Origin of the sequence: Kurthia sp. YJT4 (assembly GCF_030219945.1) — a bacterium.
Lineage (GTDB): Bacteria > Bacillota > Bacilli > Bacillales_A > Planococcaceae > Kurthia > Kurthia gibsonii.
In genome coordinates, this window is the sequence record NZ_CP126689.1 from 1,013,179 (window position 1) to 1,038,202 (window position 25,024).

The 25,024-nt window shown below is 36.1% G+C and carries 19 protein-coding genes; 10 read left to right on the top strand and 9 right to left on the bottom strand.

Annotated elements, in window-relative coordinates:
* The first annotated feature begins 32 nt into the window (after positions 1–32).
* Together QN089_RS04850 and QN089_RS04855 are read left to right on the top strand one after the other, a co-directional pair.
* Positions 33–1,937 carry an ATP-dependent DNA helicase gene (locus QN089_RS04850; protein ID WP_068454277.1) on the top strand — a complete coding sequence of 635 codons (1,905 nt, stop codon included), beginning with the start codon at positions 33–35 and terminating at the stop codon, positions 1,935–1,937.
* Positions 1,938–2,120: 183 nt separating this feature from the next.
* Complete coding sequence (locus tag QN089_RS04855; protein WP_285216072.1) at positions 2,121–2,669, top strand: dihydrofolate reductase family protein; 549 nt, start codon at positions 2,121–2,123, stop codon at positions 2,667–2,669.
* A gap of 30 nt (positions 2,670–2,699) precedes the next feature.
* Here the strand turns inward: QN089_RS04855 and QN089_RS04860 are convergent, their stop codons facing one another.
* From QN089_RS04860 to QN089_RS04875, 4 genes are all read right to left on the bottom strand, one after another.
* Positions 2,700–3,338 (bottom strand): hypothetical protein, encoded by a 639-nt coding sequence (locus QN089_RS04860; RefSeq protein ID WP_285216073.1) that lies wholly within the window; start codon positions 3,336–3,338, stop codon positions 2,700–2,702.
* 529 nt (positions 3,339–3,867) lie between these two features.
* Positions 3,868–5,511, bottom strand: a complete 1,644-nt coding sequence (locus tag QN089_RS04865) for a b(o/a)3-type cytochrome-c oxidase subunit 1 (protein WP_285216074.1) — start codon at positions 5,509–5,511, stop codon at positions 3,868–3,870.
* Positions 5,508–5,990: a cytochrome c oxidase subunit II gene (locus QN089_RS04870; RefSeq protein WP_285216075.1), complete on the bottom strand. Its 483-nt coding sequence runs from the start codon at positions 5,988–5,990 to the stop codon at positions 5,508–5,510. The genes QN089_RS04865 and QN089_RS04870 overlap by 4 nt, the downstream gene beginning before the upstream one ends.
* A gap of 437 nt (positions 5,991–6,427) precedes the next feature.
* Positions 6,428–6,883: a chemotaxis protein CheX gene (locus QN089_RS04875; protein ID WP_068454262.1), complete on the bottom strand. Its 456-nt coding sequence runs from the start codon at positions 6,881–6,883 to the stop codon at positions 6,428–6,430.
* A 501-nt stretch (positions 6,884–7,384) separates the two neighbouring features.
* Here QN089_RS04875 and QN089_RS04880 point away from each other — a divergent pair.
* The 4 genes from QN089_RS04880 (at position 7,385) to QN089_RS04895 (ending at position 13,638) form a co-directional block, all read left to right on the top strand.
* Positions 7,385–10,999, top strand: a complete 3,615-nt coding sequence (locus tag QN089_RS04880; protein ID WP_285216076.1) for a dynamin family protein — start codon at positions 7,385–7,387, stop codon at positions 10,997–10,999.
* A gap of 80 nt (positions 11,000–11,079) precedes the next feature.
* A complete protein-coding gene (locus tag QN089_RS04885; RefSeq protein WP_087680068.1) occupies positions 11,080–12,063 on the top strand; it encodes a CAP domain-containing protein in 984 nt (327 codons plus the stop codon).
* 12 nt (positions 12,064–12,075) lie between these two features.
* Entirely contained in the window at positions 12,076–12,891 is an 816-nt protein-coding gene (locus tag QN089_RS04890) for a sulfurtransferase (protein WP_285216077.1), read from the top strand.
* Between the two features lie 72 nt (positions 12,892–12,963).
* On the top strand, positions 12,964–13,638 hold the full coding sequence (locus QN089_RS04895; protein WP_285216078.1) for a TerC family protein: 675 nt from the start codon (positions 12,964–12,966) through the stop codon (positions 13,636–13,638).
* 89 nt (positions 13,639–13,727) lie between these two features.
* Here the strand turns inward: QN089_RS04895 and QN089_RS04900 are convergent, their stop codons facing one another.
* Entirely contained in the window at positions 13,728–15,026 is a 1,299-nt protein-coding gene (locus QN089_RS04900) for a helix-turn-helix domain-containing protein (RefSeq protein WP_285216079.1), read from the bottom strand.
* A 307-nt stretch (positions 15,027–15,333) separates the two neighbouring features.
* Between QN089_RS04900 and QN089_RS04905 the strand changes: the two genes are divergently transcribed.
* The 3 genes from QN089_RS04905 to QN089_RS04915 all read left to right on the top strand — a co-directional run bounded on the left by QN089_RS04905 (position 15,334) and on the right by QN089_RS04915 (position 18,705).
* Positions 15,334–16,563, top strand: coding sequence for an MFS transporter (locus QN089_RS04905; protein WP_285216080.1), 1,230 nt, complete (start codon positions 15,334–15,336; stop codon positions 16,561–16,563).
* A 15-nt stretch (positions 16,564–16,578) separates the two neighbouring features.
* On the top strand, positions 16,579–17,994 hold the full coding sequence (locus QN089_RS04910) for a M20 family metallopeptidase (RefSeq protein WP_285216081.1): 1,416 nt from the start codon (positions 16,579–16,581) through the stop codon (positions 17,992–17,994).
* A 222-nt stretch (positions 17,995–18,216) separates the two neighbouring features.
* A complete protein-coding gene (locus QN089_RS04915; protein ID WP_285216082.1) occupies positions 18,217–18,705 on the top strand; it encodes a hypothetical protein in 489 nt (162 codons plus the stop codon).
* Positions 18,706–18,821: 116 nt separating this feature from the next.
* Here QN089_RS04915 and QN089_RS04920 read toward each other — a convergent pair whose 3' ends face one another.
* The 4 genes from QN089_RS04920 to gdhA all read right to left on the bottom strand — a co-directional run bounded on the left by QN089_RS04920 (position 18,822) and on the right by gdhA (position 23,990).
* Positions 18,822–19,379, bottom strand: coding sequence for a hypothetical protein (locus QN089_RS04920; RefSeq protein ID WP_285216083.1), 558 nt, complete (start codon positions 19,377–19,379; stop codon positions 18,822–18,824).
* A gap of 60 nt (positions 19,380–19,439) precedes the next feature.
* Positions 19,440–21,248, bottom strand: coding sequence for an oligoendopeptidase F (gene pepF, locus QN089_RS04925; protein WP_285216084.1), 1,809 nt, complete (start codon positions 21,246–21,248; stop codon positions 19,440–19,442).
* Between the two features lie 126 nt (positions 21,249–21,374).
* A complete protein-coding gene (locus QN089_RS04930) occupies positions 21,375–22,064 on the bottom strand; it encodes a phosphoribosylaminoimidazolesuccinocarboxamide synthase (protein ID WP_285216085.1) in 690 nt (229 codons plus the stop codon).
* 558 nt (positions 22,065–22,622) lie between these two features.
* Entirely contained in the window at positions 22,623–23,990 is a 1,368-nt protein-coding gene (gene gdhA, locus QN089_RS04935; RefSeq protein ID WP_121177446.1) for an NADP-specific glutamate dehydrogenase, read from the bottom strand.
* Between the two features lie 194 nt (positions 23,991–24,184).
* Between gdhA and QN089_RS04940 the strand changes: the two genes are divergently transcribed.
* Complete coding sequence (locus QN089_RS04940; protein ID WP_285216087.1) at positions 24,185–24,643, top strand: YaiI/YqxD family protein; 459 nt, start codon at positions 24,185–24,187, stop codon at positions 24,641–24,643.
* Positions 24,644–25,024 lie beyond the last annotated feature (381 nt).

Here is a 25,024-nt window from a genome sequence, read left to right on the forward strand (position 1 = left end):
TTGAAACATAGTAGATGAGAGGGGTAGATAGTATGCGACAATCACTACCATTTGAATTATCAAAAGAACAATCATTCTTTGATTCTTTAGGCGACTGGATGGGTGACGTATTATACGATGAACTTCCGGAAAAAGGATTGGAATGTCGTGATGAGCAGATTTTTATGGCTTATCAAATAGAAAAAGTATTACGTGAAAAGTCTATTTTATTCGCGGAAGCAGGTGTAGGTACAGGGAAAACCATTGCGTACTTATTACCAGCTATTACGTATGCTCGTTATACAGGTAAACCTGCATTAATTGCATGCGCAGATGAGACGCTAATTGACCAATTGGTTAAAGAAGGCGGAGATATTTATAAACTGCAAAAATTATTAGATTTAAATATTGATGTACGCTTGGCAAAATCGCGTGACCAATATTTATGTCTAAAACGTTATGAAGAAGCAGAGCAATTCATGGACGGGGAATATCTAGATGAGATTGCTGTGTCGATTCCAGAAGGCGTGTATGGTGCTGGTGGATTAGGACTTTATGGCGCACGCAGTGATTACCCGAATATTTCAGATGAAGAATGGCAGCATGTGAATTATAACTATATCCAACAATGTCAGGTTTGTGATGTCCGTAATCGTTGTGGTCAAACATTACATCGTGCACATTACCGTGAAGCGACGGATTTAATTATTTGCTCACAAGATTTCTTAATGGAACATACGGCAACGAAAGAGTCGCGTGAACGTGAAGGGCAATTACCGTTACTACCAGAAGTATCGATGATTGTATTAGATGAAGGACATCTTCTTGAATATGCCGCGCAAAAGGCAATGACGAACAAAATTCAAGATTACACAATCGTGAAATTATTAGATCGTTTAATGGTTGATGGACTACGTGAAAAAACATTATTACTGATGGAAAAATTACAAGATGGTCATGAACTATTCTTTGACCAATTACGTGATGATGTGATTGATACGGATGATGAGCGTAAACGAATTCAAAAAAGTCCAACGCTAATGAAATTAGGTCAAAAAGTGATTGAAACAATTGGCGAGTTAATGGAAGAATTCGTCTTTGAATCAGAAATGTATGTTATTCCGGAATATGAGCTACGCATGGCAGAAGAGTTCTTAGACCAATACGAAGCAGCAATGCGCATCTTTGTGTCGCAAAGTAATGCGATTGACTGGTTAGAAGAAACGGATGGCGAAGAAACATTAGTCATCATGCCACATTTAATTACAGAAGTATTAGAGAAAAAACTATTCTCTAAAAAAATTCCATATGTCTTTTCTTCAGCTACTCTATCCATTAATAAAGACTTTAGTTATATTGCGTATAGCTTAGGAATTAAAAAATACAACTCATTCTCTGTAGAATCACCATTTGATTATGAAGAAGTAATGAAGATTCATGTTCATGAACTTGAACAAGCTGAAAAAGCGACGCGCGTTGCCTCTTTATTAGAAGAATCAACAGAGCAAACTTTATTATTATTCAAATCAAAACAAGCGATGCAAGCATTTAAAGATGTTTTAACAGATGAACAAAAAGCAACAATTGGTTTTGAAGGTGATCGCGAGCTATCTTCATTAGTACGTGATTTCCAAGCAGGTAAATTACACACGCTAAGTTCATACCATTTATGGGAGGGACTCGACTTACCAGAAGAAGCATTAACACGTGTGATAATTGTGGACTTACCATTCCCACCAAGTGATCCATTATTTGATGCGAAGCGTTCATTCGCAGATGATCCATATGTTGAAGTGGAGTTACCATTCATGCTTCTTCGCTTACAACAAGGTATGGGCCGTTTAATTCGTACAACAAATGATCATGGTACAATTCATATTTTAATGAATGAAGAGGAATTGAAAAACCTACCTGAGATTGAACCGATTTTTGCAGTAAAACCGACTTTTGAAAAATAGAAAAAAGGCTTTGACATGTACTAACTTGTCAAAGCCTTTTTCTATGTGACAACATGTGTGAATGAATATGCATTTTAAAAGTGAAAAATATTTATTTTTAAATTTGTGTGATTTCTGTTTGCTTTTTAAGGTTTTATTACTTTATAATAGAAAACCCAAGTAGTTAAGAAAAGAGTGATGGGTATGGGAAATCGAAAAGTACGTCTTTTTATTGCGTCAAGTTTAGATGGCTATATCGCAACAAAAGAAGAGTCACTTGATTGGCTAGAACAGGTGGAAGGCAAAGGAGATAATGGGTACTCACAATTTTATGAAACAGTCGATACCGTTATTTTAGGCAAAAAGACATTTGACTGGTTAATCAGTCAACGATTATCTGAATGGCCTTATGCCGAAAAACAGTGTTATGTTTATACGCATCAACAGCTTCAAGATATGCAAGATATTCACTTTACAAAAGAGCCTGTAGCATCACTTATTCATACATTACGACAACAGCCAGGTCAAGATATTTGGGTTGTCGGTGGGGGAGAACTCATCTATTCTTTTTTAGAGCAACACTTAATCGATGAGGTTATTGTTACAATGGCGCCAATTTTATTAGGAGAAGGAATTCCTCTTTTTAAACCAGGTTTCTCACCCGTAGAATTAACATTGCAGCAAACAAAAACATATGGTCAGTTTGTAGAATTACATTACATTGTAAAAAAGTATAAAAAAAGAGCGCTATAAAGTGCGCTCAAACAAAGTAGAATAACTAAGTTACATATAGACTTCTTTATACGAATTAAGATCTTCCAATAAATTTGTTTCTTGGAAAACTTCAAGTGAGTATTGTGTCTTTTCTGTAATTGGTAATTCTACGAAAATATTCATATCAAAATAAATTGGTAGTTCTTTAGAAGAATGTAAAATCGATTGTGCAGCACATTCTAGGCAATTCCCCACTTCTAAATGGTCGTCAATAAATGTAGCCAAATCGATTGTTTCACGATTATTTTTTGCGTCAAATAGAATTTCTAAATCGCCATCAATCATAACGGATACCATTTCTGTTAATAAAAGAGCGTTCATAAAAGAGCTGCCCTTCTCAACACGATTGATATCGTGAATAATGTGGAAAGTTGGATGTTCGTAAATAGCTTTTAAAATTTCTGCAAGTACTTCATTTGAAAAATCTACCTTCTCGCTAAACTGAACGACTTCGTAAGGCTGTTCAATCATAAACCAGATATCTCTATATAAGGTAGGGTAGTATGCACTTGTTTCGGTCTTCTTTTTTAAAATTTCTTCTAATAATGGAACCTCAACAATATTCATATAAAAGAGTTCTTGATAATAATCGCTTACATAAAGAGAGCTATTATTCATCTTCTTATATTCATGGATCGTTGTTTGCATGTAAATCTCCCCTTTTAAAAAAATTGGTTAATACTCTGATGGTGATTCTCAAAAGATGATATTTTGAGGTGCAAAGTATTTCAACTTCACATTGTCCAAAAAAATAATGGACTCGTTTGGCTGGGCTATTTCGAAAAGTTTCTCACATGACAAAAGATGACGACAAAATAAATAAGTTATCTATATTTTGAGTTCCCTGTGAAATACATGCTATGTATGAGTTTGCTGTGCGTTTTCTGATGAAGAATCTGTGCCTATAAGTACATACTAGAAAAAAGCAATGCAATCAATAGAGAACTGCCATTATACAAATAACGTTAATATTTAGTGAATTATCTCTTTAAAATTTTACTAAAAAATTACCAAAAAATAGATATTATACCTATTTGAATTAGCATTTTTTGTCATAAAAACAGCGGAAATACAACAAATTCGCGCTTTTATATTCACTAAATCGTAACATAAGTCTAAAGGTAAATCATGAAAAAATCAAACTTATATTAGAATATCATTCGAACGAGCTAGAAAATTACCACAATTTATATCCCTTTGAACCAAGTGGTGCATTTGAAATAATATCGTAAATTGGGTATGAATAAGCAATTAATAATAGCGCAATTAAAATGATAATCCATAGTTTAAAGTTCTCTAAAATAGCCGGTGTTTTTTGTGCATGATCAGCAACTTCTGCTACTGGGAATGGCTCAAAACCTTTCGGTGCAAAGAAAAGCATTTGAACAAGTATATACATAAATAATAAAATGGCAATAAATAGAATAGTTCCACCAACAGCTTGTGCGATTTGGTAGCCAATCCATGTTTGTGCAATTTCAGCACCTCCATATTCTGAGAATGCAGAGCGTCTTGGTGCGCCAAGCAAACCAACAATATGCATCGAACCTGACATAATCAACATACCAATTGCCCATAAAACCGTTTGGATTAGACCAAGTCGGTTTATTTTTTTTGTTAATTGTCGACCTGTTAAATGTGGAATTAAGAAATAAGAGGCACCAAAGAATGTCAGTGTGACCGTTGTAGCAATTGTTAAATGAAAATGCCCTGTCACCCAAATGGTATTATGAATTAATTGGTTCATTTGATAAGATGCATTAACAATTCCTCCAGCACCGCCCGGAATAAAGGCAAGCATACCGATAAAAGGTGCTAAGAAACGAGCGTCCGACCAAGGTAACTTTTTTAACCATCCAAAGAGTCCTTTACTCCCTAACTCACGACCACGCAGTTCAAATGTAGCGAATAGTGAAAAAGCAGTAAGTAAAGAGGGAATGACAACCATCATCGTTAAAATAACTTGTAAAAACTTCCATGAACCACCGATACCAGGTTCAGTTAATTGATGGTGTAAGCCAACCGGTACAGAAAACAATACGAATAAGATGAACGAAAGTCTGGCAAGTGCATCCGAAAAAATCTTTCCACCGATGATTTTTGGCACGGCGATATACCAAACCATGTAGGCAGGTAAGAGCCAAAAATATACAAGTGCATGACCAAATGACCAGAAAAGTGTACGTGATAATAACACATCTACACGTTCCACCCAACCAAGTGACCATGGAAGTAATTGAACCAATAATTCAGTTGTGACACCAATTGTAGCAATAAACCACATTAAATTGTTACATACGACCATAAAGCTGAGTAGCGGTGTAATCTGTTTTGGATTTTCTTTTTTCCATTGTATGTAACGACGGGCTTGTGCAAATGCTGTAATCCAAGAGCCAATCATGACAAGTGAAAGTCCAGCATAAAAAATCCAATGTGCTTGTAGTGGCGCATAAAATGTATAAAGTACAGATGCCTCATTTAATAAAACCATTGTAGCAGCCATAACTGTCCCAGTAGACATTACCCCGAAACCAATCCAGCCTAAACATCTTTCTTTAAAAGAAAATGTTCCTGTTACACGACTCATAGCGGCTGTTTGAAAACCAAAAATGAAGAAGGTTGTAAAGACAAGTGCTAGAAGAACGCCATGTACAGTTAATACTTGATAATAGCCAATAGAGTAGGGAAGTTCGAGTGCGCCACTTCTCACGAATACTTGTATTAAACCGGCAATCCCACCAATTAATAAAGCAGTAAAAGCGAAAAGAAGGTAGGCGAGTGCTAGCTTACGATCGCGTAAATCGATTTTTAAAGATTTCATTTGGAATCCACCACCTTTAATGTTGCGTGCATTTCAGCATGTCCCATTCCACAGTATTCATTACAAACAACTAAAAATTCGCCCTTTTTATTGACGGTAGTTGTATATTCAGAAATATGTCCGGGCTCTAACATCATATTAATATTTGTTTTAGCAATTTCAAATCCATGCACAACATCTTTAGAGGTCGCAATAAACTTCACTTTAGAATTCACAGGAATTTTGATTTCCGATGGTTCATATAAAAAGGCAGATGCTACCACCACTACTTCATAATCCCAATCCTTTCCTGCTACTTTATGGACACCTGGCTTATTAAATGGTGCGATTTCACTCACTTTTTCAGGATTAATTGTTTTTTGTGAATTAGGTGTTTCATGACTATTATTTAATGCCATTAGACCAGTAATTAATAGAAAAACAATTAATGAGCCAATACCAAACACGAGCCAATATTTTTCATACTTATGCAAATGCATGGGTGTAAACCTCCTCTAGTTAGAAACGATTCATAAAAATAGCGAAGCATACAAACCAAATGATGATTATGATGATACCGACTGTCATAGAGAGATAAAAAGTTCCTTTTAATTTTGAATCGGATGTGTTTTTTTCTTTATGCATAAAAATCTCCTTTCTATGTATGCTTATCCATAGTTTAGTCAAAACGACATAATATAGATGTGATTTTTATCACATCAAAATAAGAGAATGTGAAGTAAATGTGAAATTGTTTTGAAAAACGTAATAATTCAGTATGTAAAAAATAGAGATATTTATTATAATTAATATTAAAATGTTAATTCGTTTATCGAAATAAAAGAATAGACCTACAAAATAAGACAAAAGGACTTGTACAAAATATGTACAAGCCCTTTTAAGGAAATGAAATTTCATTGCTCTCATGTATGTAGACTTAAGAAGCTTCAATAGATAAAAGCATTGTTACATGACCAATCTCTTCCATTGAGATTGGCAAAGTGAATGTTTGTGTAGATATTGGTAAATGTGTCTCACTTACCATGACAGTTGGGGTAGTAATGTCTAACTGAATATTATGTTCAGCACTATAAATACATAATTTACCAGCAACCATATTTCCAAATTCTCCAACGAACGATTCTAAAAGTTCGCCATCAATCTGAAACCCATATAATGACTCACATAGTTTTTGAAATGAATTGTGATTGCTGTCAATAATCATACGTGCTTTTACATCACCAATTACATTGATCAAAACACTATATTCTAGATGCATATTAGGTGCAGTAAATGAAGAGGGAGACTGAATTGTAACTTGCTTTGGTGAAATTTCTTTGAAAGCGTGAATGATGCCGTTAAATAGTACTTGGTATTGAGCCGAAATACTCATACATACTCCCCTTTCTTCATGACTTTTAATCTATGATACACCGTTAGTTTAAAGAATACAATAAGAGAATTAATTGAGAAACTATTTCAATTAGATTGACAAAATAAAAAAAACTCGTTATGATAATGATAATCAATGACAATTAGAATTTAAAAATAAAAAATTATATTATCAAAAAGGGAGCGGTCATCATGCTTTTCGCACTTGTTGGAATGACAATCGTCGCTTGTGGTGTCACAGTTAAATACGTTTTATCAGAAACAACCGCACATTTGAAATAAATAAAATGATACTTTTGTTGCCGAATAGCTCACTTAGAGTTATTCGGTTTTTATATTTTTAAATAAATTTAATTTTTTCACGTAAAAAAATAACATAGAAGAAACGTAAAAATAAATAACTAAAATCTTCTGATTTGGAGCAATTTTTGTTTTTCCTTTTACAGACACATGATAGAATGGGATGAGTAACTACATATAGAAAAAGGAGATCGAGCCTTTCATGACTGTTTTTGAAGAAAAAATCCAATTATTATTGAAGAAAACTGCGTTACAGTACATGGTCTATAAAAAAAACGAAGACCATGAACGACTAGCAAAAACACAACTTTTTGCTGAGAAGTTAATTAAGAAAGAATATGCAATTGGTTTTGCAGGTCATTTTTCTGCTGGTAAGTCGAGTATGATTAATGCGCTTACAGGTGACCAACTACTACCGTCTAGCCCAATTCCGACAAGTGCTAATGTAGTTAAAGTGCATAAGTCAGAAGAAGATTATGCAATTGCTTATTTAGTAGGAGAAGATCCTGTTCGCTTTAACTCAGATTATGATATTAAAACTGTAAAAGAATTTGCAAAGAATGGTGCGTTAGTATCACAAATCGAGATTGGACATAGCCAGTCTGTATTACCGATGGGTGTTACAGTGATGGATACACCTGGAGTCGATTCAACAGATGATGCACACCGTATGTCAACAGAATCAGCACTTCACTTAGCGGATATTGTTTTTTACGTGATGGATTATAATCATGTGCAATCAGAATTGAACTTCCAATTTACGAAAACATTAATGAAGCATAATCCGAATGTGTATTTAATCGTGAACCAAGTAGATAAACATAAAGAACAAGAATTATCATTTGAAGAATTCAAACAATCGGTTGCAGATTCATTTGCAAACTGGGGTGTTTATCCAAAAGGTATTTTCTTTACATCATTAAAAGCGAAAGATTTAGCTTATAACGATTTTGACCATGTAAAAGAAATTGTTATGAACAGTATGGATGGTTGGCAAGAGCAATTAATAGAAAATGCCGAAAATACATTAGCACAAATGCATGATGAACATGGACAATTCTTAGAACAAAATAAACAAAGTATTATGGAAAGCAATGAAGATTTACTATCTCAAAATGATTGGGCACGTAAGTTAGATATTTTAGATGAGTACCAATCTGTAGAACGTCAACTTGAGTTATATTCAGTTGAGAAATGGGAAATGTCTTTCAATAATCAACGTGATGAATTACTTGAAAACGCTGTCTTAATGCCATTTGAATTACGTGATCGTTTAGCAAGCTATGCGGAATGTATGCAAAAAGACTTTAAAGTAGGTATGTTCTTTGCGGCGAAAAAGACGGAAGCAGAGCGCGCTCGTAGACGTGAAGATCTATATGATCGCTATAAATCAGTTGTTCAAAACCAAATTACAGGTCATATGTTGAACTTAATGAAGAGCTCTTTAAGAGAAGTTGGTGCTTTAACAGATGAATTATCACTTGAAATTGATGAATTCAAATTAGATATCCCATTCTCTGTTATTGAAGATGAGATGCGCATTGATGCAGTAGCAGGAGATGCCTTATTGAACTTTGCAAATCGTGTTGTTTCGGCTACACGTATGTGGTTCAAACGTGCAACAGATGACTGGAAGCGCGAGAAAATGGCGTATATTCAAGAATTATCTCTTGTAAAAGTAGAACCTCTGAAAAAGAAAAAAGCAGCGATGACTGAAAAAGTAGCAATCATCAATGATGTACTTCATATTGAAGAACAACAAAAATACTTTGAAGTTCAGAAAAATGTCGATGTACGTACACTGAATAAAGAAGCAGATGGCTATATGGAGCGCTGGATTAAAGGGGAAAAAGAAGCGCGTGAACATATGCGTGTATTCGATCCATCTATGATTGCTGTGGAAGAAAAACAAGAAGAAGAACAAGTGGATGACGATATATCACAATCTACGTATAATGTTCAATTGGATCAAGCAATTCAAAAAGCATTAAAAACAGCACATGCAGTAGAACCGATTGCTGGTTTCCAAGAAGTATCAAACTACTTGAAAAATAAAGTCGCGCGTTTAGAAGAAAAAGACTTTACGATTGCTTTATTTGGTGCATTTAGTGCAGGGAAATCTTCTTTCTCAAATGCTTTAATGGGTCAAAAAGTGTTACCTGTATCACCGAACCCAACAACAGCAGCGATTAATAAGATTCGTCCAGTATCACCAGACCACCCACATGAAACAGCAGATGTAAAATTAAAAACAGTCGAACAAATGACTGAAGATATTGTCGCTTCTTACGGTGCAATTGGTGTTCATGTTACATCTTTAGATGATGCCTATGCAAAAGCACAAAAAGCGCTTGATGTGGAATTAACAGATGAGCGTTTGCATGTTCATAAATCATTTGTACGTGCATTTGCACAAAGTTATGAAGAATTTAAAGATGCATTAGGCACAACGATTCGTACAGAGCGTGAAGAATTTGAACGCTTCGTTGCACAAGAAAACCGTAGTTGTTTCGTAGATTCAATTGATTTCTACTTCGACTGTGAATTAACACGTCTAGGCGTTACATTAGTTGATACACCAGGAGCAGACTCAATTAACGCGCGTCATACAGGTGTTGCATTTGAATACATTCGTAATGCAGATGCGATTCTATTCATTACGTACTATAACCATGCTTTTGCAAAAGCAGACCGTGAATTCTTAATTCAATTAGGTCGTGTAAAAGATGCCTTCGAACTAGATAAGATGTTCTTCGTCGTAAATGCGATTGATTTAGCAGCAGATGAAGAAGAAGCAGAAGATGTAAAAGCGTATGTACGCAACGAATTATTACGTTTTGGTATCCGTAAACCACGTCTATTTGGTGTGAGTAGTCTACTTGCTTTACAAGAAAAAGTGGAACAGACAGAACTTGCTTCTGGTATGCCTGCTTTTGAGGAAAGTTTCCATCACTTCTTATCAGAAGAATTAATGGCTCTTGCAGTTCAAGCTTTAGTAGAGGAAACAGATAAGACGACAGAGCGTTTATCATCACTGATTCGTCAAACAGAGGAAAACTTATCACGTAAAGATGAGCGTCTAAAAGAATTAGACCAAATTGAACAATTTGTTCGCTCGTCTATGGAAAAAACGGCAGCTGCTGTAATTGAACGTGATGTGGCACAAGAGCAAAAAGAGTTACTATACTATGTATTACAACGTGTATATTTCCGTTATACAGATTTCTTTAAAGAATCGTATAACCCAACGGTATTTAATACAAAATCAACATCAGATGCACTTGAGTTTGCACTCACTGAATTAATGCAAAGCCTAGGATTCGACTTTGAACAAGAGATGCGTGTAACAAACTTCCGAATTTCAAAAATGATTGTGACAAAAATTTCAGAACGTTATACAGCAGATGTTCGTCGTTTACGTGATGTCAACGAAAGCTTCAGCTTTACACCATTCGAAGTGGAAGATCCTGCAATTTTAGATTATACAGGTCCATTTAAAGACCCATTCAAATATAAAGCGGTCAATAAATATTATAAAAATCAAAAAGCCTTCTTTGAGAATAATGATCGTATTTTATTACGTGATGCACTTGAAGAAATGTCAAAACCAGATGCACAAGCTTATTTAGATGAGCAGTCTGCACGTATGACTACTTGGGCAGAAGAACAAATTCAAGCAATTGCGGAGCAATTGAAACAACATATTGAAAATCAAGCACTTGAACAGCTTGATACAGAACGTTCGCTGCTTCAAGAAGATAGTAAACTAGCGGAATGGAAATCAATCTTTGAAGAGCTTGTAGAAGCAACAGTATAAATAAAAGAAGAACGCATGCGACTATAAAGCATCCATTGATTCCACAATTTCGTCTAATGATAATAGATTGAGGTGATCAAATGAGAAAATTATTCGCATGGGTTCTCTTTTTTGTCTTAATTTTAGGTTCCTATCAAGCCATTCAATATGCGCTTGATCGACCTGAATTGTCGAGAATGTTTTCAGAAGTAAAAGAAACAGTAGATCAATCTATTGATACTTTCTCAGATAAAAAAGAGGAAAAAGCGAAAGATATTGTGTTGAAGGATACAACAGGTAAACAAAAAGGAACATTTACCAATGAATACGGTGAACAATGGCAAATGACGCATAATGGCTATGAGCAATTCACACTTGAATCGTCGAATGGAAAGGGTGGTTATATTGCAGGGAAAGGGCGTACCTTGTTTAACACAACGATTGGCGAGACGACATATGGAGAAGTGCAAAAACAGTACGGTGCACCTTTAGAAGAAATTCGTAAAGGTAATAAGATCTTTAAAATGAATGATGATAATAAAAAAGAGATGTTATTGTATGAAATAGATGGATACTATGTGACGTTTTTCTTTGATGTTCATAACGCAAATCGCTTACGCGCCATTCAATATATTCCATATAATGTGGAACAGAAAAAAGAAGGATTCTATGGTCCTTCATCGAATGCTTTACGTACGGGGTTTGAACAGTTGATGATTGAACTGATGAACCAAGCACGTGTAGAACATGGATTAAAGCCACTTATTTATGACAAGGGATTAACAGCTCAAGCACGCGCACATAGTCAAGATATGATTGACCAAAACTATTTTTCACACACAGGAAGTAATGGAAGCACACCTGAATCACGTATGAAAAATGCGGGTTATTTGAACGAGCATTTCTATGCAGAGAATTTAGCTTATGGGCAGTACAGTAGTATTTTTGCTCATGAAGGTTTGATGAATAGTTTAGGGCATCGTAAAAATATCTTAAACAAAGATTTGACACATGCAGGTGTGGGTGTTGCATTTGATGCTGAAAATGTTCCGTACTACACGATTAATTTTTATACACCATTTTAAGGGGGACTCTGTATGGGACACGTATTTATTCAAGCAAAGGATATACCAACAAATGAACAAGCTGTATGGATTGACGTACGCTATGACTTAGCAGATAGCGCATATGGTCGCGCACAATATGATATAGCGCACATTGTTGGTGCAATACACTGGGATTTAACGAAAGATTTATCCGACATGACAAAAGAAAAAAGCGGACGTCATCCGATGCCAACTAAAGAACAATTACACGACCTATTTGAACGAACTGGTATCACATATGAAACACCTGTCTACATCTATGATGGTGGCGGTGAACCGTTTGCTACGAGAGCGTATTGGTTATTACAATATGGTGGTTTTACAAATGCGCGCGTCATTGCAGATGGTCTAGAAGGCTTAAAGCAAGTAGGTTTTGAGACAACAACCGTTGAACCGAATCCAGTGCGTTCTAATTTGAATATTGATTGGCAAGATCAAATTTATGTAGATCGTGCCTATGTTAAAGAAGTAACAGAAGGTAAGCACGATAAAGTATTAATTGATGCACGTGCTCATCGTCGCTATATTGGTGAAATCGAACCACTTGACCCTATTGCAGGACACATTCCAACTGCACGAAATTTTGATTGGGAACAGCTAAAAAAGGGGAATACGTTATTTATAAATGACGAAATAAAAAAAGTTGCTTCCAAAGATGAAAACATTATTGTGTATTGTGGTAGTGGTGTATCTGCGTCGCCGCTTTACGCGGTATTAAAAGAATTAGGATACGAACATGTTCAACTTTATACAGGAAGTTATAGTGATTGGGTGATGCATTATCCAATTGCGACAGGAGAGGAATAGTCGATTTTTTCCTTTTTAAAACGCTAAAATAGGCGTACAATAAAGGAAGTAACTGTAGAAAGAAGGAACAACATGGATATCGAATTTCTATCCAAAATTTTATCCATCATCTTACTTGATTTAGTATTAAGTGGGGATAATGCGGTTGTTATTGCGCTTGCAACACGAAAGTTGAAGCCTGAACAACGGAAAAAAGCAATATTGATTGGTACAGGTGGAGCAATTGCTTTACGTGTTATTTTAACAGTCATTGCTGTTCAATTATTAGCGATTCCATTTGTTAAAGTGGTCGGTGGTTTATTACTATTCTATATTGCATGGGATTTACTGAAGTCAAACGGAGAAGATGCAGATGTAGAAAGTGGAAGTACGTTATTCGCAGCTGTACGCACAATTATCGTAGCTGACTTCGTTATGAGTTTAGATAATGTTCTTGCAATTGCAGGTGTAGCAGATGGGCATGTTGGTTTAGCAGCACTTGGACTATTAATTAGTATTCCGATTATCATTTTTGGTAGCCAATTAATCATTAAGCTGATGAATAAATTCCCGCTACTTATTTGGCTAGGGGCGCTCTTAATTGCCTATACAGCAGGAAGCATGATTGTGAGCGACCGTTATGGTAAGTATCTAGTTGACTGGACATTCCCAGCGATGGCACAATTAATCCCAATTATTTTCTGTATTTTATTAGTGTTCATTGGGGTTTGGACAAAACGTGTACAAACAAGAAAATACCGTTCATAAAAAAACTTGAGTCACTTATACGTGGCTCAAGTTTTTTTGTGTAATTACTTATAAATGGTGAACTATCAACGAACGAATTCCGCGCATAGTTAATCATTTAACTGCAATTGATAAATTTTGCGTGGTCGTCCTGTTTGACGTGGACTTTCCTCTGCAACTACTTTAGCAAGCCCCGTCATTTCGAGTTCATTTAATATACGACGCGCACTACGCGGTGTCATTTGTAAATATTGAGCGAGTTCATTAGCAGAAAATTGTTCTGTACCACGTTTATGAATAATCGATGATAATTTTTGCAAAGTAACGGCACTCAATGAAGTTTTTTGACGGATTGCTTCAATTTGTTGTGATGAATAAGAATAGGTGAGTTGCTGAGCTTCTCCGAGAGGTCCTGTCATACTTCGATCATCAAAGCACACCATCCAAGAACCTTTTCCATTCGTTCGACTTTGCATGAGTGCATGCCACGCATTCACTTCTGCCTCCTGTGCAGAACGCCCGATACCAATACCGCATGTTAAATCTTCTAATTGTTGTACAGGTAGTGAGGACACTTCAGCTTTTTGTGAAAAGTTTTCTGTAGCATCTTGTAAAAAGCCACGTGTAGAAAAAATAGCATAACGTCCGAAACCAATCGTCAAAATCGATCCTTGTACTTGTTTGACGTAGGGCATTAATTGTTGCATAAATTGACGTTCAACATCATGTAAATGCTGTGTTGTAAGAGCGGTTGTATCTTGTTCGTGCATCACAACATCGTACTCGATAATTTGTACCGCAATTTGTGATTTTTTAAATTGTAATGTTTCATATACACGACGCATTTCAGAAACAGCTGATTCCATCGAGATTTCTGTAGGGAAAATACGATAAGCCGGAATGCCTTCTTCACGCAAAATTGCATCGATTGGATGACCTGTAATGGCTACTTTTGATAATCCTTGTTCAAAACAAGTACGATGGAATTGGATTAATGGTTCAAAATCGAATGTATCAGATTTTACACGTGGCGCATGTTCGGTCATACCTACTTGTTGAAGAGCGATGAGTACATCTTCCTTTGTAATCGCATCAAAACTAATTTGGTCAGCTGTAACACCATGGGTATACGCAATTTTTAAAAGTAAGCTGTAGAGCGCTGTTCCATGAATTTGAATATGTAAAATGGGTACTTCCAGTTTGCCCCATTCTTGAACGATTTTATATGTAATGGGTCCCGTACAAAGCCAAAGATCCATCTGTGATTTTTGTGGTAAGACGTATTTTTCTAAATCTTGTTCGTCAATACATGTGAATGTGGAACAGGTGAAGTCATTTATTTTGTGTAAATATTCACGAACAATTTGTAATGAATCGTGTGGACCGATTAATCCTACTTTTATAGACAAAATCGACACATCCTTTCTTTCTATTAGTATAACAAGTAAATGAATGGATATACAAAAAATAATTTATGATAGAATATTTATACACTTTTATGTACTTTTATGATATATTATGGACTAGACCTAAATAAGACCGTTTTAACTAAAAATTAAAAATGCTATGAAAACAGAAAAATAAGATTTAACAGAATATTTCTACACATACGAGAAGTTTTATGCTATATTATGGACGAGTCCTAAAGTTATCCGAAACTGATGGACAATTATTTGGGGAGAGAAATGCAACAAGAACAACATTGGGGGCTAGAGTATGAGCAACAGCAAAAGACATTTTATTTTTTCACTTTTATTTTTAGGATGGATTATTGACTCCTTAACACTGTTTGGAATGAACATTGCCATTATTCCAATTAGTAAAGAACTCGGTCTAACCGAAACACAGAGCGGTATGATTATTAGTAGTTTTTGGTTAAGTAGTGCCTGTATGACTTTAATTGCAGGTTGGGTATCTGACAAATTCGGCTCAAGAAAAGTCATTGTGATAGCATTAACGATTATTTCATTATTTTCACTATTAACAGGTATGGTTGGTTCATTCGCAAGTATTTTAATCATTCGTCTTGTACTTGGTTTAGGTGATGGTGGTTTACCAACAGGTAGTGGTGTAGCCATTGCAGAAATTTATAAAAAAGGCGTACGTGCGCGTGCAAAGTCATTTTTACTTGCAGCACAACTAGGCGGAAGTGTATTAGCACTTTACTTAACAGCACTCATCTCAGATGTGTATGGTTGGCGTGTGATGTTCTATATCATTGGTGGTGGAGGATTACTCGTTACGATTCTATTAGCGATTTTCTATCATCCGCCACAAATTCAAAGAGAATTAGCTCAAAAAGCAGCGACACCTAAATTGCCACTTCGTGAATTGTATAAACAAAAGATGCTATGGATTATTGTCGTGATGTATTTTGGTTCAAGTATCGCACAGTGGGGCTTTTCTTCTTGGATGCCATCTTATTTAGAAAGTGCGCGTCATCTGAATTTACAAGAAGTAGGTTCGATCTCAATGATTCCACAAGCGTTCGGTTTAGCTTCAGCGATGATTACAGGTTATTTAATTGATAAACAGTTAGCAGGAAAAGAGAAGTTTATTATTTTATTCGGTGCGATTATGGCAAGTGCTTGCTTAATTTTCATGTATAACGCACAAAGTATTCAAGCAGCTGTCGCATTCCAGTGTTTATATTCATTAGGCGGTTCAGCAATTAGTATGACGGTTTTATCGATTCCACTAAAATACGTATCGGAACGAATTGTCGGTTCGTTCATGGGGACGATGTATTTTGTAGGGGGATTAGCAGGCTTTATTGCACCAACAGTAATGGGTGCTTTAGTGGATGCTTTCCATACATTTGAGTATGCATTCTTCTTCTTAATTGGTGCATTACTTGTCACTGCATGTTGCTCATTATTCTTTACACTTCGTTCAAGTAATGAAGTATTTGAAGTTCAATCTAAAACAAAAGTTCAACAATCATAGAAAGAAGGTTTTTTCATGGGAATTCATGAATTTGTATCCGAAATTATTGAACAAAATAAAGATACACTTGTAGATGTCAGTAACCAAGTATGGCGTTTTGCTGAAACAGGCTTTCAAGAGAAAAAATCAGCACAACTACTTGTTCAAACATTAAAGAATGAAGGTTTTACAGTAGAAGAAGGCGTAGCAGAAATTGATACAGCTTTCATCGGAAGTTACGGTAGCGGTAAGCCGGTCATTGCATTTTTAGGAGAGTTTGATGCATTATCAGGGCTTAGTCAAGAAGGTGGTCAAGTGAATTATGCGCCTGTTGAAAAGAACGGGAATGGACATGGTTGTGGACATAACCTTCTTGGAACAGGTTCACTTGCAGCAGCTCTTGCAGTTCGTGATTATTTAAAAGAAAATGAGTTGTCAGGCACAGTACGTTACTATGGTTGCCCAGGTGAAGAAATTGGTGGCGGTAAGACATTTATGGTACGTGAGGGATTGTTTGATGATGTTGATTTTGCCCTAACATGGCATCCAGGATCACGTAACGAAATTATGTCGATGGCTTCGCTTGCTTGTTATGAAGTGTACTTCAAATTTAAAGGTGCGAGTGCTCACGCAGCAGGAAGTCCACATTTAGGACGTAGTGCGCTTGATGCAGTGGAACTGATGAATGTCGGCGTCAACTATTTACGTGAACATATTATTCCTGAAGCACGTGTTCATTATGCGATTACAAACACAGGTGGCTTTGCACCGAATGTTGTGCAATCGGAAGCAGAGGTATTATATTTTGTACGTGCACCGCGTGTATCTCAAACAGAGTCCATTTACCAACGTGTCTGTGATGTGGCGAGAGGTGCTGCATTAATGACAGGTACGGAAGTGGAGATTGATTTAGCTTCAGCATTATCAAATGTCATTCCGAATACGGTTTTAGAAGAAACGATGTATGCGCAGTTCGAACAACTAGGCGTGCCAACACATACAGAAGAAGAACAACAATTCGCACAGGCGATTCGTCAAACTTTAGCAGAAGCAGATAAAAAAGTAGAAGAAGAAGTAGACCGTCGTTTAGCAGGTAAAGATTTAGCAGATGTTATTAGTCCATACACACCAGCGAGTAATGTATTCCCAGGTTCAACAGATGTCGGTGATGTGAGCTGGATTGTTCCAACAGCGCAGTGTATGACAGCATGTGAAGTGTTAGGTACAACACTTCATACATGGCAAATTGTTGCGACAGGTACAACATCGATTGCACATAAAGGAATGATGCATGCGGGTAAAGTGATGGCAGCAACAGCACTCCAATTACTGCATAATCCAGAACTTGTGGAGCAAGCAAAAGCTGAGTTAGTGGAACGTAAAAATGGCGAGGAATATATGTGTCCATTACCAAAAGATGTGAAGCAGTATCAAGTAAGAGATTATATGTAAATTGAGAGAAGGGGATTGCTACTATGCAGTCCTCTTTATTTTGATATAAAATGAGACATTTTTAATCGTATGTCTCACTACGCGACATTAGAGAAAAATTACTTCTTTTCGCATGATTTGATTGTTGTTATAGTTTTTTCTTGCAACAAGTTCAGAAGAGAAGGAGTATACATATGAAAGGGATACAACATCTTTTTTAATGAATTAAGAAAGAGGTATAAAATGGCTGTTTATCATGATTTTGAATTTGTTGATGAAAGAAATGATTGTGTGATTGCCAAAATTAATATAGAAGATATTTTTTTAGATTATGTAATGGAACAACAAGCATATGAGGTTGATTGTCTTTATAATTTGATTCCATCAATTAATCCTGGCTATGTTAAAGAACCTTATAAGAGTAAAGTCCCGAGTGATAAGGGGCTCAATTATTGTGGGATATCTGTTATTAATCATTATAGTTTTGATTACTTGAAAAAAATATTTCTAGAATGGATAGATATATTAGAAAAACTAGATGATGAATATTATTATCCTTATTTAGTTGATTTGAATGAAGATCAATTAGCTGAGATTTCTTTTGAAGAAATGAAGGGATTAAAAGAAACGTTTTTTGTTAAGTCTGAAGTTCTGAAAAAACTAAATATATGTATGCATTATCTAGAAACAATGAATTCTCCTGATATTGTAATTTATTATTATGGGATTTAATGTGAATGTACTTTTGATTTAAAATTATTATCCAAAGAAGATTTTATTGAAGCGTTGATTGAAACAATTTAATAATCTAAAAAAATCGTGCTGCATTTTACCGCAGCGCGATTTTTTTATTCATGCATATGTAAGACACCAAAAACTTCTGAAACATAGGCTTTTTTAGTAGCTACGCATTTTTTCTGATGAAAGACGTAGGTATAGACCTCATCAAAAAAGTTTTTATCACTTTCTTGTGAATACGTTCTAAAAATCAACATCGCTTGCGGGACATTACACATCTTTTTGACATGTTGAAGTAATTCTTCGATGCGTTCGTAGTTTGGGACGTTTAAAATGCCGATTGCATGCATGGGTGAAAGTTCACGTTTACAAAATAATTTTTCCAATGTTTCCATATCTTTTTTAAAATAGTTTTCACGTTCTAAATGTAAAATAAAATCGTGCCAATATGTACCGTCAAAACCATCCCACCAAGTTAAATCCATCGGGCGATTTAAACCATTGCACGTATCTTCCGTATAGGCATGGTATCCGAGCATCGAACCAAGTCGTGAAAAATATTCTATTTCTGTCATTGTAAAAGAGTGTTTACCGTGGTCGACTGTTAAATGGAATGTATGATAATTTCTCACATACCCATCAAATAATTTCATTAAATCAAATTGCATTCATGTTCCTCATTTCATAAGAAAAAAATCGTGCGATGATTGCACGATTTTTTCTGTCTATTAATCACCAATTTGTTCAGTTAGTTCTTCTAATTGTGTAATTAAGTCACCAATAAAGGCGATTGTATCTTGTAGTGGTTGGTCTGTTGTTAAGTCAATACCAGCCATTTTTGCTAAATCAACAGGTGATTTTGTACCCCCTGCTTCTAATGTGCGAATCCAATCTTGCACCGCAGTATCGCCTTCTTTTAGAATACGTTGTGATACTTGTGTTGAGATTGTTAAGCCAGCGCTATATGTGTAAGGGTATAAGCCCATGTAATAGTGTGGTTGACGCATCCATGTAAGTTCGGCACCGTCATTAATATCAACCGCATCACCCCAGAATTCTTCTAAAACCGAGCGTTTTAAGTCATTTAAAATCGAAGCAGATAGCGATTGACCTGCATCAATTTTTTCATATACTTTACGCTGGAATGCAGCTTCTAGTAAATGCGTTACAAAATTATGATAGTATGTGCGTGCAACAATTGTTGAGATTACCCAGCGTTTGAAACGTGGATCTTCTGAGTTTTGTAGCAGGTGATTCGCCATTAACATTTCGTTCATAGTTGATGGTGCTTCGACAAAGTAAGTCGATGATTCACTATTTAATAGTGATTGTTCACGCTGTGCATATCGGAAGTGTCCAGCATGACCTAATTCATGTGCTAGAACGAATACTTCATTCATACGACTTGTCCAAGAGATTAAAATGTATGAATGTGAACCATATGGACTTGCACAGAATGCACCTGTTGATTTTCCTTCATTTTGCGCAAAGTCAATCCAGCGCTGCTCGAAAGAATCGTCAATCATTTGAAGATAATCTTCACCCATTACACCAAGTGCCTTCTTCAAGTATTCTTTTGATTCTGGAATCGTAATACTTGGTTCATAAGATGGATCTAATGAAATTTTCAGGTCAGCGAAGGTCATCTGATCTAAGCCATGTACTTTTTGAAGTAACTTGGCATAACGACGCATATGCGGTGCAAGCTCTTTCATCGTTACATCAATTTGACGGTTATAAAGCGTGCGGTCAACTTCTTGCTCATCAAGTAAATAATCAATAACTGAATCATAGCCACGTAAATCAGCCATTGTTTTTTCAGTTTGTACATGTGTTTGATATGTCTTGGCAGTTGTGTGTAAGTAGTGACGCAGTTGTTTTGAAAAAGCGTCAAATGCTGCACGACGAACAGCTGTATTACTTTCTAACTCCCAATCACCTTCAAATAAATTATAATTTAGCGGATAATTTTCACCCTCTACTGTGAAGTCAGGGAATTTTAAATCGACTAATTTCGTTGTGTTGTATAGACCATAAGCTGCTTGAAATGTACCTGACAGAGAAGCTAGAACACGTTCTGTTTCAGGGCTTAGTTGATGTGCTTTTTGGTCGATTAAACGTTTAATATAATGCGCATAAGTAGGCGCAAGTTGTTTTGCTTCTTCTAAAACTTCATTTGATAATGCGAGTAAATCACTCATTACAAATGATAATTTTGCATCGATTTTTGCCGCAATTGTTGAAAAGTCACTTGCACGAATTGCAGCTGCTTCATTTGTTTGATCTGTTTCAACATCTAGCTCGGCATAAGAGCCGATAATATATAAGTCAGTTAAAACTTTTTCATAATCAACAAATAATGTCGGTAAATCTTCTGCTTTTTGAATATGGTTTGTCCATTTTGCTACAAAAGCATCAACATCTTGTTGGATTTTTGTAATGGCAGCATCGTATGCAGCGTCATCTTGGATTAAATAACGTAAGTCCCATTTTTCTTGTTCTGGAACATCTTGACGAAGTGGAAAACTTTCGTACATAAAAAAACCCCCTTGATTCTTCGGTATTCGAAGTAATGACTTTAGTATATAATACTTCGAATAATTCGACAATTATTGTTCGAAAAAAAAAGACCCTATCTCTGAGGTGAGACAGGGCAATACGTATTATTCAGGAGCTAACATGATCTTTTCAAGTTCAAGAGGCTCGATATATTCAGTTCCGCGGAACGCACGCATGTTACCACCTGAAATTTCATCAATTAATAAAATTTCATTTGTTTTCGCATCGCGACCAAATTCAAGTTTAATATCATATAACTCAAGATCTTTTTTCGCTAGTTCGTCTTTAACGAAAGAAGCAATTTTTTGTGTTGCTTCTTTTAGCGTTGCATACTCATCATTTGTTAAGATACCAAGTTGTGCAAGTGCATCTTCTGAAATGGGTGGATCTAAACGGTCATCATCTTTAATCGTTACTTCTACGAAAGCATCAAGAGGTTGTCCTTCTTCCACATATGCACCGTAACGCTTTAAGAAACTGCCAACTGCACGGAAACGACAAATCACTTCAAGACCTTTACCAAAAACAGTTGCAGGTTTTACCGTCATTGTTGCCTCATCCATATTTGAAGAAACGAAGTGTGTTGGTACACCCATCTCATTTAATTTTTCATAGAAAAATGTTGTTAAACGTAACCCAGCAAGACCTGCACCATCAATTGTTAAACCAACTGTGTTAGCACCTGGATCGAATACACCGTTTTCACCTGTAACATCATCTTTGAATTTTAATAAAAAGTGACCATCTTCTAATTCGAAAACATTCTTTGTTTTACCTTCGTACTTCAAAATCATGATAAATCCTCCTAATGTTCGTTTATTATCTCTAAAAATCTTTTTAAAACGTATTAAGTTCGTTTTTAACGCTTTTAAAACGATTATTTATAGTTATATTATAATTTATAATTCGTATTTTGTGAAGAGTACATACCCATTTATTTCCGAATGTCTCGATTGGATGAGCGAGTGACCCAAATAGATGGGTGAATGACCCGATTGGTAGAGCGAATGCCCCAATCACTTCGACGAGTGACCCATTTCGCCACCCGAATGTTCGATTTCACCCAATCATAGTGAAATGAAGTCCTCTTGAATTACTCAAAAGCCTTGAAGAAAGTGCAGAAAGTGAGTAATTAAGGTTTTTTAGGCGAGTGACCCGTTTTCGCCCTCAAATGTCCCGTTTGAACGGGTGAATGACCCGAACCGAGGAACGAATGCCCCATTTGGAAATACGAATGCCCCGTTTTGCTACTCGAATGTTCGATTTCACCCTAGACAAGGTAACTTAAGACACCCAAAATCATAAAAAAAAACAGAAATCGTTCATGCCGATTTCTGTTTTTTTCTTTATAATTAGATAACACCTTGTGCGATCATCGCGTCAGCTACTTTTAAGAAACCAGCGATATTTGCGCCGATTAAAAGGTTGTTTTCGTGACCAAATTCTTTTGCAGCTTCACGACTATTTTTATAAATGTTACGCATAATTTCATGTAATTTTGCATCAACTTCTTCAAATGTCCAGAACATGCGCATGCTGTTTTGTGCCATTTCAAGAGCAGATACCGCTACACCACCAGCATTTGCAGCTTTTGCAGGAGCAAATAATATATTGTTTTCAAAATATAAATCAATTGCTTCCAATGTTGAAGGCATATTGGCACCTTCGCCGACAGCTTTAACACCGTTTGCGATTAATGTTTTCGCAGCATCTGCATCAATTTCATTTTGTGTTGCGCATGGAAGAGCGATATCACAAGGAATTGACCAAATGTTTTCGCATCCTTCTACATAAGTTGCTTCTGGATGTGCGTCGATATATTCTTTAATACGACCACCGCGAACTTCTTTAATATCTTTCACTGTATCTAACTTGATGCCAGAAGGGTCATGAATATAACCATCTGAATCTGAGCAGGCTACCACAAGTGCGCCGAGTTGTTGCGCTTTTTCAATTGCGTATGTTGATACATTACCTGAACCAGATACGACAACTGTTTGGTTTTCAAATGTTGCATTGATTTCTTTTAACATTTCTTGTACGAAGTAGACTGTACCATAACCTGTTGCTTCTTTGCGTGCAAGAGAACCGCCAAAACGAGGTAATTTGCCTGTAATTACGCCTGGTAAATAAGAAGCTTTAATACGATTGTATTGTCCGAATAAGAAACCAATTTCGCGTGCGCCAACACCAATATCGCCTGCAGGAACATCTTCGTGTGGTCCGATATATTTGTGTAATTCTGTCATAAACGCTTGGCAGAAGCGCATGATTTCTGAATCAGATTTTCCTTTTGGATCGAAGTCCGATCCACCTTTAGCACCGCCAATCGGTTGGCCTGTTAAAGAGTTTTTGAAAATTTGTTCGAAACCTAGGAATTTAATGATGCTTTCGTTTACAGAAGGATGGAAACGTAATCCACCTTTGTAAGGTCCAATCGCTGAACTGTATTGTACACGGAAACCACGATTTACTTGTACTTTACCATTATCATCTTCCCAAGCAACACGGAATTTTACAACACGTTCTGGCTCGATAATACGCTCAAGTAAACTTGCTTCCATATATTCTGGACGTTTTGCAAAAACAGGTGCTAAAGAATAGATGATTTCTTTCACTGCTTGTAAAAATTCTGGTTCATGTGCATGTGTTGCTTCTAAGTTTTTATAAACTTCATCGATATAATGCATTGCTACTTGTTCTGGATTCATTGTTACCATAAATTTAAAACCCCCATGTGTTATTCTTGTATTGGCATAACTATAACGAAATTTTTAAAATTTTTCAATTGTCCGATTTTTATAATTATGCAATATTAATGTATTTTTATTCATGTAAGCGTTACCGAATGAATATGCCAAAAAGAGATTGATTTCATCTCTTTTTGTAATTTAAAAGGAAAGGAAGGATTTTTTTGTTAAAAGTGCATATCGACGCAGATGGTTGTCCAGTTGTTTTATCGACGATCAACATCGCTCAAAATTCTCAAATAACCCCCATCATTTACTGTGATACATCGCATGAAATTCGTGTGGAAGGAGTGGAAACAAAAATCGTGTCAAAAGGCATGGATGCTGTAGATTTCGCTATTTTAAATGTCGTGTTAAAAGGCGATATTGTCGTGACGCAAGACTATGGACTAGCGGCAATGATACTGGCTAAAGGAGCTTATTGTATCGACCAAAACGGACGTGAATTCACGAACGAAAACATCGACCAACTATTATTTACACGTCATGTTGGACAAAAGATTCGACAAGCGGGAGGGCGCACGAAAGGACCGAAAAAACGTCAAAAGGATGCAAATGAAATATACGAAAAAAAATTTAAACAACTTTGTGAACGAGCAAAAATAGATGCTGAAAAAGCATAATTGATATCAAAAAGAGATAAGACTAATCGAAAGGGAATATATATTTATGCATTTTCACTTCTGAAAAATATATTCGGTCAAAAGACTAAGAGGTGTTGAATAGGAATCGCTGCCTTTGAAAGGGACAAAACCGCGCGTGAAAGGGAATTACTGCCGTTGAAAGGGACAAAACCGCGCGCGAAAGGGAATCGCTGCCTTTGAAAGGGACAAAACCGCGCGTGAAAGGGAATTACTGCCGTTGAAAGGGACAAAACCGTGCGTGAAAGGGAATCGCTGCCTTTGAAAGGGACAAAACGACGCGCGAAAGGGAATCGCTGCCGTTGAAAGGGACAAATCCACGCGCGAAAGGGAATCATCACCGTTGAAAGGGACAAAACCGTG

Coding starts and splice junctions, on each gene's coding strand:
- QN089_RS04850 (WP_068454277.1), top strand. CDS start 33: ATGCGACAATCACTACCATTTGAATTATCAAAAGAACAATCATTCTTT.
- QN089_RS04855 (WP_285216072.1), top strand. CDS start 2,121: ATGGGAAATCGAAAAGTACGTCTTTTTATTGCGTCAAGTTTAGATGGC.
- QN089_RS04860 (WP_285216073.1), bottom strand. CDS start 3,338: ATGCAAACAACGATCCATGAATATAAGAAGATGAATAATAGCTCTCTT.
- QN089_RS04865 (WP_285216074.1), bottom strand. CDS start 5,511: ATGAAATCTTTAAAAATCGATTTACGCGATCGTAAGCTAGCACTCGCC.
- QN089_RS04870 (WP_285216075.1), bottom strand. CDS start 5,990: ATGCATTTGCATAAGTATGAAAAATATTGGCTCGTGTTTGGTATTGGC.
- QN089_RS04875 (WP_068454262.1), bottom strand. CDS start 6,883: ATGAGTATTTCGGCTCAATACCAAGTACTATTTAACGGCATCATTCAC.
- QN089_RS04880 (WP_285216076.1), top strand. CDS start 7,385: ATGACTGTTTTTGAAGAAAAAATCCAATTATTATTGAAGAAAACTGCG.
- QN089_RS04885 (WP_087680068.1), top strand. CDS start 11,080: ATGAGAAAATTATTCGCATGGGTTCTCTTTTTTGTCTTAATTTTAGGT.
- QN089_RS04890 (WP_285216077.1), top strand. CDS start 12,076: ATGGGACACGTATTTATTCAAGCAAAGGATATACCAACAAATGAACAA.
- QN089_RS04895 (WP_285216078.1), top strand. CDS start 12,964: ATGGATATCGAATTTCTATCCAAAATTTTATCCATCATCTTACTTGAT.
- QN089_RS04905 (WP_285216080.1), top strand. CDS start 15,334: ATGAGCAACAGCAAAAGACATTTTATTTTTTCACTTTTATTTTTAGGA.
- QN089_RS04910 (WP_285216081.1), top strand. CDS start 16,579: ATGGGAATTCATGAATTTGTATCCGAAATTATTGAACAAAATAAAGAT.
- QN089_RS04915 (WP_285216082.1), top strand. CDS start 18,217: ATGGCTGTTTATCATGATTTTGAATTTGTTGATGAAAGAAATGATTGT.
- QN089_RS04920 (WP_285216083.1), bottom strand. CDS start 19,379: ATGCAATTTGATTTAATGAAATTATTTGATGGGTATGTGAGAAATTAT.
- pepF (WP_285216084.1), bottom strand. CDS start 21,248: ATGTACGAAAGTTTTCCACTTCGTCAAGATGTTCCAGAACAAGAAAAA.
- QN089_RS04930 (WP_285216085.1), bottom strand. CDS start 22,064: ATGATTTTGAAGTACGAAGGTAAAACAAAGAATGTTTTCGAATTAGAA.
- gdhA (WP_121177446.1), bottom strand. CDS start 23,990: ATGGTAACAATGAATCCAGAACAAGTAGCAATGCATTATATCGATGAA.